Source organism: Sneathiella sp. (assembly GCF_036960985.1).
Lineage (GTDB): Bacteria > Pseudomonadota > Alphaproteobacteria > Sneathiellales > Sneathiellaceae > Sneathiella.
In genome coordinates this window covers 19,154-32,550 of sequence record NZ_JBALWD010000023.1, presented here as the reverse complement: position 1 = coordinate 32,550, position 13,397 = coordinate 19,154, and the positions used below count along the sequence as shown (strand labels likewise).

The following is a 13,397-nucleotide window of genomic DNA, read 5'->3' as shown; positions in this document are numbered from 1 at the left end:
TGGCTTTTCCTCGGCCGTTGCCGACGGAAATGGAACGGCTACAGGCGCTCTTGGCTGCCTGAAATCATAGCCTGTTTCTGTATAAGCTGGACTTGTATCGTAAACGAGCCGCATGTCAACATGCGAGGCATATTGTTGACATGCGGTGAGACCTTAATCACTTTGCATTAGGGCAATTCAGCCCGTACGCATTTTCTGTACGAAGCCGGATATTTCTGATTTGAGACTTTCCGTATCTGACGCCAACGCGTCGGATTGCCGAACAAAATCAGCCGCCGCACCATCGCTCCTGGTAGTTACATTCTTGATATCAGAAACGTCAGTTTGCACTTGCTGTGTACTTTCATATGCCTTTTTGATGCTTCCAGAAATATCTCCGGTCACCGCTGTCTGCTCTTCGATTGCCGATGCGATGGAGGTGGTTGCTTCGCTAATTTGATTGACCGTTTCATGAATAGTTTGAATCTCGGAGGCGGCTTGATTGCTGACTTGTTGGATACTGCCAACTTTACTCGTTATTTCCTCTGTCGCTTTGGCCGTCTGTGTGGCCAGATTTTTAACTTCGGACGCGACAACTGCAAAACCTTTGCCTGCTTCCCCTGCGCGTGCAGCCTCAATGGTTGCATTCAACGCCAGAAGGTTAGTCTGCTCAGCTATATCGTTAATCAAACTAACGACTTCCGAGATTTCCTCCGCGGCGACAGTAAGCTCACTCATAGTAGCCGTTGTGGATTTCGCTCTTTCCGCTGCATCTTTTGCCACAGTGCTGGATTGTCCTATCTGTTGAGAAATTTCGCGAATTGAATTCCCCATTTCTTCAGTCGCAGAATTTACGGATTGCACGCTTTCTGACATCTGCTCAGTTGCCTGTGTTGTCGTTTCAGTTTTATCTCCTACTTCATGGGACAATTCTTTCATCTGATTGGCAAGCAAAGCCAACGCACCGGATTTTTCAGATACCAGATCGACAATACCGGCAATCGAAGCTTCAAATTCCTGCGCCATATCGTCACGCTGTTGCTTGGCTTGTGTTTTATTCGCAACTTCCAATTCGGATTTCTCGGCGGCCATTTTATCTGCCTCAGACTTTGCGGCGATCGCTTCTTCTTTGGCAATAGCGGCGACCCGACTTGCTTCCAAAGCCTTCTCTTTTTCTTCCTCAGCATTTTGCACTGCTTTTTCAGCTGTTTCCACAGCCAGCTCCGAAGACGCAAAGGCTGCAGACAAGCGATAAGTAAGCCAAATCAAGGTGCCGGTTTCCAAAATTACAACGGCCGCATGAAGTACGACCCGCCAAAAGTCGGCGCCACTTGGAAAGACAGCTGCCGGATAGACGAAATTCAAAATTAGATGATGGGTGGCAACTGTCGCCGCTGCAATCAACACCGCCTTCCAATCGCAAAGCGCCGCAATGATAGCCAACGCAGCAAAGAAATACATATGAACGTCAATTTGCCAGGGATGCCCGGCAAAGGCGTAAACTAGCAAAGATACCTGAACCATATAGGAGACCGCTGCCAGGTAGCGATACAGAGCTTCTCTTTTCGCCATAAGCCACGCAGCCGTCGGAAACGCCGCAAATACTGCACTACCAGCTAAAAGGGTAATCCAATCTGCCCCCAATAAATAGGCGCTGACAGTTATCACCGCAACATGGATCCAAAGAAGAAACAAGATGATCTTAGAGATCGTTAATCTCAGGGTATCCAGGGTATTCATTACGTATTTCCAATCGTTGATTTATTATTCTTTTGTGTCGATGTCAGGCATCCGCCTGCAAATATGGCGTCCAGGACCAGCCAGGCACCGACACCATAAATTTTCTCAATTTGATTTGGTTGAGTGAGATTAAGGACGACAATGTTTTCAATCGCCCCAATTCGTTGAAACTGAATTTGCAAGGGTGCCAATTGCTGAATAATTTCACCGACAGATAACGCAGGGCTAAAAACAACGGCAACTTCGCGGCTGTCTTTACCCGGAGAAAAATGAAGAGAAAAAAGAAACACAAAACTACAAACCATCATCACAATGGCAAGGAGAACAGCTTTTCTTTCATCTTTTGTTTTGCTGTTGCGCACAAAGTCTCACTAATTGAAAATTCAAACTTTCTCAATTCTAGGCTTCATTTCATTTATATTACGTTAAACCTAAACGCGAATAATCGTTGTATATTTTATAACAAGATGAGAGCCATTACCTTGCCCTCACTGAAGGCGACGGTATAGTGATCTTTACCGATTGAAATAAAAATAAAAATCAGGATTTCATTATATGCGCGCGATCATCGTGAGAGAATATGGCCCCTATCAAGAAGAAGCCAAATTGGAGGAAATATCTAAGCCTGAAGCTCCAGGTGACGGTGAGGTTTTGATCCGCAACAAGGCCGCGGGTGTCAGTTTTGCGACCTCCTTGAACATCGCAGGTAAATATCAACGAAAACCCCCTTTACCTTTTGTTCCCGGAACGGAAGTCGGAGGGATAGTAGAAGCCGTTGGCCGAGGTGTGACCCGTGTCGCCATTGATGATCATGTGATGTGTAATGTCGATAGCGGTGGCATTTCAGGCTTTAACGTCACCTCAGAATACTCATGCCACAAGATCCCGAAAGATATGGATTTTGCATCCGGGGCGATGCTCATCACATCTTACACAACTTCTTATGGTGCACTGATCCGCCGTGCCCATTTGAAGGCAGGAGAAATTCTGCTAGTCCATGGCGCAGCCGGTGCTGTCGGGCTTGCTGCCGTGGAGATTGGAAAGGCATTGGGTGCAACGGTTATCGCAGTCGCCGGGGGCGAAAAACATTGCGAAGCCGCACGACGACATGGAGCCGATCATATCATCGATCATAGACAATCGAATTTTCGCGATGTTGTTATGGAAATCACGGATGGACGCGGTGTCGATGTTGTATATGACAGTATCGGCGGTGAGGTCACTCTTCAATCAATTCGAGCAATGGCCTGGGAAGGACGCTTATTAACTATTGGTTATGCCTGCGGTGAAATCCCCAAAATTCCCGCCAATATGCTGTTGTTAAAAAATATTTCTGCCATGGGTTTCAATCTTGGACATTTCTTTGGTTGGTCCCCCGGAGAAAACCGCGAACTACATATTAAAGCACTAGACGAAATGATTGCAGGGGTATTAAAGCTCCATGCGGACGGTAAAATAGCTCCTGAAATAGGAGCGCGATACCCACTTTCGCAATTCAGGCAAGCGATGGACGCTGTCATCGACCGTAAAGTTGATGGCAAATGTGTCATCATGGTTGAAGAAGAAGATTACTGACAGCAAGAACATATTGGCGGAGGAAGCATGCGTATAAAATTATCTCCTAAGAGAAAAGAAGAAATCGCAAATGCGCTTTCGGGATATTATCAGGAACAGTTCGACGAAGAACTCAGCGAATATCGAGCAATGACGCTTGTTGAATTTTTACTACAGAAAATTGGGCCTTCGCAATATAATCAGGCCGTCACCGATGTCCGCAAATTCCTGACAGAAAAAGTCGAGGAGCTGGACACAGAATTCTATGAGCCGGAGAATTTGTAATCATAGTGGCTCCAGAATTGAGAGAAGACGTTCTGTAGGTTTTCCTCTAGAGTTAAACCTCCCATAAAAACAATAAATGAGGGAAGTAAAATGGCATACGAACACATAATATTTGAAACACAAGAGGGTGTCGCGACAGTGACACTCAACCGACCGGATAAATTGAATGCGTGGACGCGACAAATGGAACGAGAAGTTCGCGACGCCATGGAGCAATCTGAGCAAGATGACGCGGTGCGGGTCATAATTTTGACAGGTGCTGGGCGAGGGTTTTGCGCGGGAGCAGATATGGACTTGCTCAGCGGTATAGAAGATGGTTCGGAAAAACGTGAGCCTGGCGCATCATATGGGACACGCGCTTACAATGTGGCTGTACCTGCGGACTATCAAACGCAATATTCATATTTTCCTTCTCTTAGCAAGCCGGTGATTGCCGCAATCAATGGTCCCGCCGCTGGCCTCGGCATGGTCGTTTCGCTGTATTGTGACATGCGATTTGCCAGTCAGGACGCCGTTTTCATGACAGCTTTTGCGAAGCGAGGGCTAATAGCGGAGCACGGAATTTCCTGGATGCTTCCCCGGTTAATCGGCCATTCGGCCGCTCTTGATCTTTTGCTTTCTTCTCGCAAAGTAACCGCTGAAGAGGCCTTGCAGCTTGGCCTCGTCAATCAGGTCCATGATGCCGACGCCTTGTTGCCAGCTGTAAAAGCTTATGCAAAAGATCTTGCGAATAATGTCTCTCCTCGCTCCATGGCCGTTATGAAGCGGCAGGTTTACACCGCGCAATTTCAATCTTTGAATGACGCTGTCGCGGTCGGAAATGAAGAAATGCTTAAAAGTTTTGCGAGTGAAGATTTCAAAGAAGGCGTCGCTCATTTTATTGAAAAACGGGCACCAAACTTTACAGGACGATAAATAGTCGGGTCGAAAGAGACCCGACAATCATTCTCGTCAACCTTGACGACGTTGTATGCCCGATAGAAAGCCTTTAATTTGCTTTTGCATTTCGTGAAAGTCAGAGTATCGGCCGCATTGTCCTTGAAGCTTTACACTGAAAATTCAGTAATTTCTGTAGATGGAATGTTCAACTCTTCAGGAAATCTATCTGCCAATTCTCCGCTCCAAGACATAATGAAGATTGGACTTCAGGCGTTTCAGCAATAACGACGCCGCGCCGAATTACTGCCAACCTTGCTGGTCGCAATCTTAAAGCCTCAATGTCCGAGTTTGCCTGCAACACCACCATATCCGCGTTGCAACCAATATTTAGTCCATAATTTTCTATCCCTAGAGCCTTTGCCCCGTTCTCAGTAACCGCCCGAAACATGGCTTTCATTTCTTCTTGCCCAGTCATTTGACCCACATGAAGACCCATTGCGGCAACCTCCAGCATGTCGTGACTTCCGAGGGAGTACCAGGGGTCCATGACACAGTCGTGACCGAAAGCAACATTGATTCCAGCGGCATTTAGCTCCTTGACGCGGGTCATTCCCCGGCGCTTTGGATACGTATCATGGCGGCCTTGAATAGTGATATTTATAAGGGGGTTTGCGATAGCATGGATCTCGGCTTCTTGCATAAGCGGGATTAGTTTCGATACATAATAATTGTCCATGGAATGCATGGATGTCAGATGTGATCCTGATACGCGTCCGGCCAGACCTAGTCTCGTCGTTTCGCGCGCCAATGTTTCGATATGACGTGAATTGGGGTCATCCGTTTCATCACAATGCATATCAACACGCAGCCCTCGATCGGCGGCTATTTCACATAGCCGGGTCACAGAGGCACTGCCATCGGCCATAGTTCGTTCAAAATGTGGAATTCCACCGACTACGTGAACGCCCTTATCAAGGGCTCTCAGCAAGAGGGATTCTGCTTGTGGATCTCTATAAAACCCGTCTTGCGGAAAAGCTACCAATTGTAAATCGAGATAAGGCTTGATCTCCTCTACTACTTCCAAAAGAGCATCAACAGCAATTAGTGAGGGATTACAAATATCCACATGTGACCGAATGGCGAGGTTGCCTTTGGCGATTGCCCAGCGACAGAGGGCATGAGCACGTGACTTTATATCTTCCGCTGCTAGAAGAGGTTTCACTTCGCTCCACAGTGCAATGCCTTCCAGCAATGTACCCGATTCATTTACTCGCGGTCGGCCGTAGGACAATGTCGCGTCCATATGAAAATGACTATCGACAAAAGGCGAAGATACTAAATACCCTTTTGCGTCATATTCTTTCAGGGCTTCAGCCGCAATCGATGGGCTAATGTCAACGATCAATCCGCCCTTGCAGGCAATATCAACAAGACTAGCTTCATCTGCCAAGGTACGCGCATTTCGAACAATAAAATCTAACAATTATCAGCTCCTTTAACAAACCATCTATCGTTGCCCGCGCCTAAACGGAATCAGTAAAGCTTTGGGATAGGCGGCTTTTCTCGACATGATTATTAACGCAATAATACTGAAGACATAGGGCATCATCAGATAAAACTGATACGGAATAAAAGAACTTGATGCCTGCTGCACTCGAATTTGCAGCGCATCAAACGCAGCAAATAACACAGCGCCAAGAAGAGCTTTTCCGGGTCGCCATGAAGCAAAAATTACCAGCGCGACACAAATCCAGCCACGTCCATTGACCATATCAAAATAGAAAGCGTCGAAGACGGATATAGTCAAAAACGCCCCACCCACAGCCATAAATGCACTGCCAACCATTACAGCCCCGGTTCGCACACGGTAAACATCAATGCCTTGAACTTCGACGGCCATAGGGTTTTCGCCAACCATGCGGACCGCCAATCCAACAGGCGTTTTGTACAACACGTATGCCACAACTCCGACCATTATAAACGCTACATATGTTAGCGGTGATTGAGTAAACAGCGCTTCCCCAATCACCGGAATATCGGCGAGTAAGGGAATAGGATATTCATCAAAAGGGACTATTTTGGGGGGTGTTGTGACATCCGGTAGAAGCATCCGGAATGAATAATAACTCAAACTGGTAGAAAGTAGTGTAATCCCGATTCCTGTGACATGCTGCGACAAACCCATATAAACCGAAAAAATACTGTGCAGATATCCAAATAACATACCAAAGAAAGCGGCGACAAAAACAGCGCTCCACAAATCGCCCCCCTGATAAACCCACATCCAGGCAACCATCGCCCCAGTTGTCATAATCCCCTCGATACCAAGGTTGAGAACACCCGCCCGTTCGCAAATAAGTTCTCCCAACGTGCCGAAGATGAGGGGAGTAGCCATACGCACTGTCGCAGCCCAAAAGCCAACAGTGAGGAACAAATCAAAAAATTCCATATGCGCGCCTACCTAACGCCAGCGAATGCGCATGCGTGTGAGCATCACAGCAAGCAGCACCAAAAGAAGTGAGGCGGCTGTAATCACATCCGCAATATAGTTGGAAACGTCCATGGCTCGGCTCATGGAATCCGCACCATTGTAAATCCCTGCAATGAACAAAGCCGCGATGATAACACCCAACGGATTCAAACCAGCTAACATTGCGACCGCAATACCCGTATAGCCAAAACCAGGAGAGATATCTAAGGTAAGGTACCCTTTCGTTCCTGCGACTTCAGTGACGCCCGCACAGGCTGCCAGACCGCCCGAAATTAGCGCCGTCCGGATCACAGTTTTATTAATGGGTATCCCGGCGAAGCGAGAGGCTTCCGGATTATTTCCGACGGCGCGTGTTTCCAACCCCCAGCTACTGTATTTCATAAAAGCCCACATTCCGATCGACGCTACAACCGCAAATATGAGTCCGCCATGTAGCCGTGTTTTAGCGACAAGGTTCGGCAGAATTCCTTCATCAATTATTGGGGCACCTTGCGGCCAACCCATTGCAAGTGGATCTTTCCATGGCCCAAACAGCAGGTAATTGACTAGGAGTAACGCTACGAAATTGAGGAGTAGCGTCGTCACAACCTCATCCACCTTTAATTGGGTTTTTAGTAAAGTTGGTAACAACAGCCAGAGACCGCCCGCTAAAACACCAACAACGAAAAGAAAAGGAATCATCAAAAATGGCGGTAGCTCAATAAAACCCGTTCCAAAGTAAGTTGCGGCCAAGGCTCCCATATAAAGCTGGCCTTCACCGCCAATATTCCAAAGTTTCGCGCGAAATGCTACAGCCGCTGCGAGGCCTGTAAATATGAGAGGTGTTGCACGAACCAGTGTTTCGCTTAAAGCAAACTTCGATCCAAACGCACCCTTGAACAACGCGATATATGCTTCAAACAAGGGTGCTCCGGCCCAAATGATTAGACCTCCGCACAATATCAAGACCGCGGCGACTGCAATTATCGGTGCTGAAATTGTCATCCATAGTGGCGTATGCACACGCGGTTCAAGCAACATCACGCGACTCCTCACTATCAGAAACAAATCCCTCTCCGCTCATTAACAACCCGAGTTCCTGCAAAGCGACATTATCAACAGAAATTGGCTGACTGACCTGTCCATGATACATGACAACGATGACATCCGAGACAGCAAGTAGTTCTTCCAAATCTTCTGAGATGACAATAATTCCCGCCCCTTTTTCTCTCGCATCGAAAAGCTGTTCATGGACAAACGTAGCGGCCCCCACATCCAACCCACGTGTGGGCTGGTTAGCAACAATGATTTCCGGTTGCCCTTCTAAAACACGCGATAAAATAACCTTCTGCATATTACCGCCAGACAATCCGCGGACGATGGTGTCCGGATCCGCCCCGCGAATATCAAATGTTTTAATCAGGGCTTCCGCATGTTTAAAAATGGTCTTCAGTTTCAACAGACCAAATTTGGAAAAACCGGGCGTTTGATAATTTTCGAGAACCATGTTTTCGGAGACAGTAAAATCTCCGACAACTCCTTGCTCATGCCGATCTTCTGGAACGCGCCCGACCCCTTTTTGAACCATAGCGCGTGGAGAAAATTGCGTAACAAGTTCTCCCTTCATCACAATCGATCCGCTAGTAGGGGAAGCCAACCCTGCGATGACATCGGAAAGCAACTTTTGACCGTTACCTGAAACGCCTGCAATACCAACAATTTCGTTTTGCCGGACCGTGAGGTTTACGACATCCAGTACGGCACGTTTTTCATGGTTCAAAATCTGTACAGACGTCATTTCCACGAGGGGAGCGCCGGGAGAAAACTTAGTTCGTTTCGGTTGAGGTATGGATTGGCCAACCATTTTTTCGGCGATCAGCTCCCGGGAAGCCGTCGCAGCCGGAAAAGAAGCAACTAACTTTCCGTGTCGCAGCACAACGATATCATCCGCAATTGCCAGCACTTCATTGAGTTTGTGGGAGATAAATATAATGGAAAGCCCCTTTGCCACCATATCCCTCAAAGTGGCAAAGAGCTGGTCTGTTTCTTGCGGAGTTAATACAGCAGTCGGCTCGTCCAATATCAATATTTGCGCATCCCGATACAACGCTTTTAATATTTCAACTCGCTGTCGTTCGCCGACGGACAGCGAGGAAACCATAGCATCCGGGTCAACTTTTAGTCCAAATTCCGATGAGAGTCTTGCCAGATGCTTTCGCGCATTAGTTTTCGACTGCGTCAAATGCCATAATTTTTCCGTCCCCAGAATTATATTGTCTAACACGGTTAGATTTTCGGCCAACGTGAAATGCTGATGCACCATTCCGATGCCTAATCCGATGGCTTCCGCCGGGCTTCTGGCATTCAACTCTTTGCCGAAAGCTTCAATTCGTCCTTCGTCGGCGGTATAATGGCCGAAGATAATATTCATTAATGTCGTTTTGCCGGCGCCATTTTCGCCGAGCAAAGACAAGACCTTGCCTCGTTCTAGCTCAAAAGTAATACCATCATTCGCTGCCAAATTGCCAAAACGTTTGGTGATTTGATCGACTTTTAAGACGATTTCAGATTGTTCCACTTGGCCCCCGCAGCAGATTTCAATAGGCAAGGCGCGGAGAATAATCCGCGCCTTGCTTCATGTTTTAGTAAGTGGATTTCGGTTGCTCGTCCACAATTTCAACCACGAAACTTCCATCCATGATTTGAGCCGTTAATTCTTCGACTTTGGATTTTGCTGCAGCCGGAACTTTTGCGTCAAACTCGTAGAAAGAAGACAAAGAGGCGCCACCTTTTTGCATCATTGTCCAATCTTTATAGTTTTCAGCCTCGAATTTTCCGGCCTTGACGTCTGCAATGGCGTTATCAATAGCAGCTTCCATGTGCCACAATGCTGAAGCGACAACAACATCCGTGCCATTTTCCTCTTTGTTCATGTCATTTACATTGCCAAACGCGATAATTCCTTTTTCCCGCGCCGCATCAACAACACCTGCACGTTCTGCATATAAAACATCAACGCCAGACTCCATCTGAGCAAAAGCAAATTCTTTGGCCTTGGGAGGATCGTACCACGAACCAATGAATGAGACTTTGAATTCCACGTCCGGATTAACTGAGCGGGCACCTGCCATAAAAGCATTAAAAAGGCGGTTTACCTCACCAATTGGATATCCCCCAATCATGCCAATTTTATTGGTTTTTGTCATTGAGCCGGCGATAACACCCATCAAGTAACAAGGCTCATGAATATAGTTATCAAAAACGGAGAAATTATCGCCATACTCTTCTCCAGGATCTCCCATCAAAAAGGCGACTTGAGGATAATCGTCAGCAACTTTTCGCGCTTCCCGACTAATACCAAACGCTTCACCGACAATGAGCTGTGCGCCGCCTTCGGCATATTCCCGCATCACCCGCACATAGTCTGTATTCGCTGTCTTTTCGGAAAAAACATAATCAATTTGACCTGCTTTCTCAGCTTCAACAAGTGCGCGGTGTAGGGTTCCGGCCCATTTCTGCTGGACTGGTACCGTATAAATACCAGCAACTTTAATTTTTTCTGCCTGCGCGGCAAACGCCATTGTCACCATCGTGAACGCCACGACAATAATTGACAATATCTTCCTTATTTGCATTTTATTTCTCCCCGTTCTCGCAAAATAATTACAGCTTCTCTTTGTCGACGCCTCAAGAATTATGCCAACGTTCGCCAGCTGAAAGCCAAACGATATTATGCACAAAAAGTCGTCGTTTTATTGATTATTTTTTGTTGCTCCTGCGCCAATCCCCCTCGCAGTTTGCCCAAGGCTTAGGCAACTGGATAGATGTTAGGCAAAAACTGACCATGTGGTCAAGTTTTTATCTCAGAGAAGGCCTTTCAATAAGCTCGGCTAAAGGAAAAAAAATTTAGAAAAATTTCAAAATGGTGTTTTTCGGATCACGTAATTCAACAATATTCAAGTAACAGTTTTCTTTAAGATCAACCAGCCCGACTTTCTCGAGATCTCGATTTACGGAGATAGCCGTGCTCTTCCATTGCGTTGGAATGCCTCTCGATGATGCAATCAATCTGTGCTTGAGATAGTATTCTTTTCCACTGTCCAGCTTTCCCGACGCGAAAAAATCGTTCAGCTTTATCTGATTGTTCAATAAACCCCCTTTTCTGCTTCCTGTTTACGTGAAACATCGAATGAGGAGAACTTTATCGCCTTTTTGAGCCGAGACTTTGAGGGGTTCAATCCAAGAAATTTTGCGACAGCACCAAAAGTCTTCTCAGGTTTATTCAGCATGTTTTCATAACGCATTAGATGACGAGCAGTTTATTCGATTTTTTTTCCAGGAAGTCACGTGACTGAACCACGAACCCAGATAATCTCCCGTCCGGATATCCATGGCGGCAATAGATGCACGTCGGTCATTCAACATTTCTATCGCCTCATCCAACTGGAGAGCGTAATGATCCGCGACGGAAATCACAGTATCGAGCGGATTGCGCAATACATAAATTGCACCAGCCGTATATTTTCCTGTGATCAAGGGAATGCCGTGACGTATGCCCATATTATTGTGGGTTTTTACGAATACTGAATCGGGCCGCGTCCTCGATTAAGCAAGATGAACTTGTGGAACGAGCGTCGAGATCTCCGATTCCGAAAGGTTTTCAAAAGGCTTTCCGGAAACTTTCTCGTACTAGATTTTATTGTTATCGCCGATCGTAAAGGTATTCAACTTATTGAGACTAACGGGCTGATCCTCGTTAAGAAACAGATTATGTAAAAATGTCCGAAGCCACGTATTCCCCGATTTTGGAAAAGAAGCTAACCAGATAATTCCACCCATAAACAAACATCCGATTTTGAGTTTCCAGAAAAGCACTAACTATTATACGTCAAAGCCTACCAGATACCTTCAAGTAGGGATGAATTCATAAAGCTACGACCTAGATTGGCACATAATTTATGGATGTACAAATTTTTTTGTATACACTTTTGGCTATAGTTTCTCTCTTTCTCTAACAATTTGCCAAAATTGCCAATTAAAGATATGGCAGTGCCCAGATGTTTTCGAAGAAATTAAATCACTCCGGAAGTATCTTCTTCGGCAATTAGTGGTGTCTCAAACGGTTTGCCTAGAAAGCTCCGGATCTCAACAAAAGCGGTATTTGCACTCGTTGCCGAAAAGGCATGATCTATTTTTTGTCAGAGCTATATCTTCTTGATTAGTAAAACTGTTGTAAACCTTTCCGGCGGCCGTCTCAAACCGATAATCCTTTTTCCGACGCCTCAAGAAAAATACCAACGATCGACGTCTGATAATTACTTAATATTATGTGCGAAAAGTCGCTATTTCTTCCTAAAGGTATCCATACGGAAGAGGACCGTTAGCTTCAATCCAATTTGCGCATTCGGATAAGCACTTTAGCTCTTTGAAAGTTGTTGATATTGCATTTTCGGTAAAATAGCTTCTGGTCGGCTTTCTACGAACTTGGGATATAATTAACGGGATTTACCCGGTTCATCGAATTATGGAGATAACCGTGTTCCGCCATAACTTCGAAATTGGCATCTATTACGCGGCCAATTTGGTCTTCGCTCAGTAATTTTCTCCATTGGCCAGCTTTGCCAACCCGAAAAAACCGATCCGATTTGTCCGATTGCTCAATAAAACCCTTTTCCTGTTCTTGTTTACGCGAGGTATCAAAAGACGAAAAATTTATTGCCTTTTTAAGCCGTGTTGTAGGTGGCGACAGCCCTAGAAATTTGGCGAGGCCCCCAAACGCTTTTTCGGGTTTATACAACATATCTTCGTATCGCAATATATGAAGTGCTGACTTATTAACTGCTTTCCATGACAAGACATGGCTTGACCAAGAACCAAGATGTTCACCCGTTTGAATATTATCCGAAGATATTGTGGTTTGCGTATCGTTCAACATATCTATGCTATCATTAACGGAAATTCCAAAATGATCGGCCAGCGAAATAACTGTATCAAGAGGGTTTCGAAGAACGTAAATTGCCCCAGCAGTATATTCCGGCGTGATTAACGGAATTCCATGTACTTTGCTCATGCTGTTATGTGTTTTAACAAAAACAGAATCTGACCGTATCCGCGTTAGGGCTTTATGTATTCTAGGGATAAGAGTGATAGCCTCTTTCTCCGTAAAACTATCAAAGGGCTTCCCCGTAACTTTTTCGAGCCAAAATTCGTTATTGCCACCAATTGTAAGATTACTAAGATTGTTGATATTTGCCGGCTTATCATTATTGAGAAGAAGATTATGCAAAAAGAGGCGAAGCCAAGTATTTCCTGATTTAGGATAAGATGCCAACCAGATTATTCCACCCATAGCCAAACCCTCGTTTCACTCCATTTATTTTATTGCGCCGCAACATATTTTATATTGCATTGCAGTATTATTAACGAAAGAAGACTAGATAAAGTTGCTCGGCAAATCAATTTGCATATGCCCGCTGATCCTCTCATTCAC

Annotated in this window: 14 protein-coding genes; 3 read left to right on the top strand and 11 right to left on the bottom strand. The window is 45.8% G+C overall.

The features are described from left to right. Positions 1-177: 177 nt before the first annotated feature. The gene (locus V7723_RS13345; RefSeq protein ID WP_335684980.1) at positions 178-1,719 is read right to left on the bottom strand and encodes a methyl-accepting chemotaxis protein; all 1,542 of its coding nucleotides are present in this window, start codon (positions 1,717-1,719) and stop codon (positions 178-180) included. Beyond that, a complete protein-coding gene (locus V7723_RS13340; RefSeq protein ID WP_335684979.1) occupies positions 1,719-2,081 on the bottom strand; it encodes a hypothetical protein in 363 nt (120 codons plus the stop codon). The genes V7723_RS13345 and V7723_RS13340 overlap by 1 nt, the downstream gene beginning before the upstream one ends. Before the next feature lie 193 nt (positions 2,082-2,274). On the opposite strand from V7723_RS13340, the gene V7723_RS13335 reads away from it, so the two are divergent. From V7723_RS13335 to V7723_RS13325, 3 genes are all read left to right on the top strand, one after another. Next, positions 2,275-3,294, top strand: coding sequence for an NADPH:quinone oxidoreductase family protein (locus V7723_RS13335; RefSeq protein WP_335684978.1), 1,020 nt, complete (start codon positions 2,275-2,277; stop codon positions 3,292-3,294). A gap of 27 nt (positions 3,295-3,321) precedes the next feature. Next, complete coding sequence (locus V7723_RS13330; RefSeq protein WP_335684977.1) at positions 3,322-3,558, top strand: DUF2164 domain-containing protein; 237 nt, start codon at positions 3,322-3,324, stop codon at positions 3,556-3,558. A 90-nt stretch (positions 3,559-3,648) separates the two neighbouring features. Further along, complete coding sequence (locus tag V7723_RS13325) at positions 3,649-4,473, top strand: enoyl-CoA hydratase (RefSeq protein ID WP_335684976.1); 825 nt, start codon at positions 3,649-3,651, stop codon at positions 4,471-4,473. 169 nt (positions 4,474-4,642) lie between these two features. Here the strand turns inward: V7723_RS13325 and V7723_RS13320 are convergent, their stop codons facing one another. The 9 genes from V7723_RS13320 to V7723_RS13285 all read right to left on the bottom strand — a co-directional run bounded on the left by V7723_RS13320 (position 4,643) and on the right by V7723_RS13285 (position 13,256). Then, entirely contained in the window at positions 4,643-5,920 is a 1,278-nt protein-coding gene (locus V7723_RS13320) for an amidohydrolase family protein (RefSeq protein ID WP_335684975.1), read from the bottom strand. A gap of 24 nt (positions 5,921-5,944) precedes the next feature. Next, positions 5,945-6,886 carry an ABC transporter permease gene (locus V7723_RS13315; RefSeq protein ID WP_335684974.1) on the bottom strand — a complete coding sequence of 314 codons (942 nt, stop codon included), beginning with the start codon at positions 6,884-6,886 and terminating at the stop codon, positions 5,945-5,947. Between the two features lie 12 nt (positions 6,887-6,898). Then, positions 6,899-7,948 carry an ABC transporter permease gene (locus V7723_RS13310; protein WP_335684973.1) on the bottom strand — a complete coding sequence of 350 codons (1,050 nt, stop codon included), beginning with the start codon at positions 7,946-7,948 and terminating at the stop codon, positions 6,899-6,901. Then, positions 7,938-9,485: an ABC transporter ATP-binding protein gene (locus tag V7723_RS13305; RefSeq protein ID WP_335684972.1), complete on the bottom strand. Its 1,548-nt coding sequence runs from the start codon at positions 9,483-9,485 to the stop codon at positions 7,938-7,940. The genes V7723_RS13310 and V7723_RS13305 overlap by 11 nt, the downstream gene beginning before the upstream one ends. Before the next feature lie 64 nt (positions 9,486-9,549). Continuing rightward, positions 9,550-10,497 (bottom strand): BMP family protein, encoded by a 948-nt coding sequence (locus V7723_RS13300; RefSeq protein ID WP_443024229.1) that lies wholly within the window; start codon positions 10,495-10,497, stop codon positions 9,550-9,552. Positions 10,498-10,813: 316 nt separating this feature from the next. Beyond that, complete coding sequence (locus tag V7723_RS13295) at positions 10,814-11,056, bottom strand: hypothetical protein (RefSeq protein ID WP_335684970.1); 243 nt, start codon at positions 11,054-11,056, stop codon at positions 10,814-10,816. Next, positions 11,053-11,196 carry a hypothetical protein gene (locus tag V7723_RS19820; RefSeq protein ID WP_443024227.1) on the bottom strand — a complete coding sequence of 48 codons (144 nt, stop codon included), beginning with the start codon at positions 11,194-11,196 and terminating at the stop codon, positions 11,053-11,055. The genes V7723_RS13295 and V7723_RS19820 overlap by 4 nt, the downstream gene beginning before the upstream one ends. Before the next feature lie 4 nt (positions 11,197-11,200). Continuing rightward, on the bottom strand, positions 11,201-11,443 hold the full coding sequence (locus V7723_RS13290; protein WP_335684969.1) for a hypothetical protein: 243 nt from the start codon (positions 11,441-11,443) through the stop codon (positions 11,201-11,203). Positions 11,444-12,383: 940 nt separating this feature from the next. Beyond that, positions 12,384-13,256 carry a sulfotransferase domain-containing protein gene (locus tag V7723_RS13285; RefSeq protein ID WP_335684968.1) on the bottom strand — a complete coding sequence of 291 codons (873 nt, stop codon included), beginning with the start codon at positions 13,254-13,256 and terminating at the stop codon, positions 12,384-12,386. Between the last annotated feature and the right edge of the window lie 141 nt (positions 13,257-13,397).

Coding starts and splice junctions, on each gene's coding strand:
- V7723_RS13285 (WP_335684968.1), bottom strand. CDS start 13,256: ATGGGTGGAATAATCTGGTTGGCATCTTATCCTAAATCAGGAAATACT.
- V7723_RS13345 (WP_335684980.1), bottom strand. CDS start 1,719: ATGAATACCCTGGATACCCTGAGATTAACGATCTCTAAGATCATCTTG.
- V7723_RS13315 (WP_335684974.1), bottom strand. CDS start 6,886: ATGGAATTTTTTGATTTGTTCCTCACTGTTGGCTTTTGGGCTGCGACA.
- V7723_RS13300 (WP_443024229.1), bottom strand. CDS start 10,497: ATGGTGACAATGGCGTTTGCCGCGCAGGCAGAAAAAATTAAAGTTGCT.
- V7723_RS13325 (WP_335684976.1), top strand. CDS start 3,649: ATGGCATACGAACACATAATATTTGAAACACAAGAGGGTGTCGCGACA.
- V7723_RS19820 (WP_443024227.1), bottom strand. CDS start 11,196: ATGCTGAATAAACCTGAGAAGACTTTTGGTGCTGTCGCAAAATTTCTT.
- V7723_RS13310 (WP_335684973.1), bottom strand. CDS start 7,948: ATGTTGCTTGAACCGCGTGTGCATACGCCACTATGGATGACAATTTCA.
- V7723_RS13335 (WP_335684978.1), top strand. CDS start 2,275: ATGCGCGCGATCATCGTGAGAGAATATGGCCCCTATCAAGAAGAAGCC.
- V7723_RS13330 (WP_335684977.1), top strand. CDS start 3,322: ATGCGTATAAAATTATCTCCTAAGAGAAAAGAAGAAATCGCAAATGCG.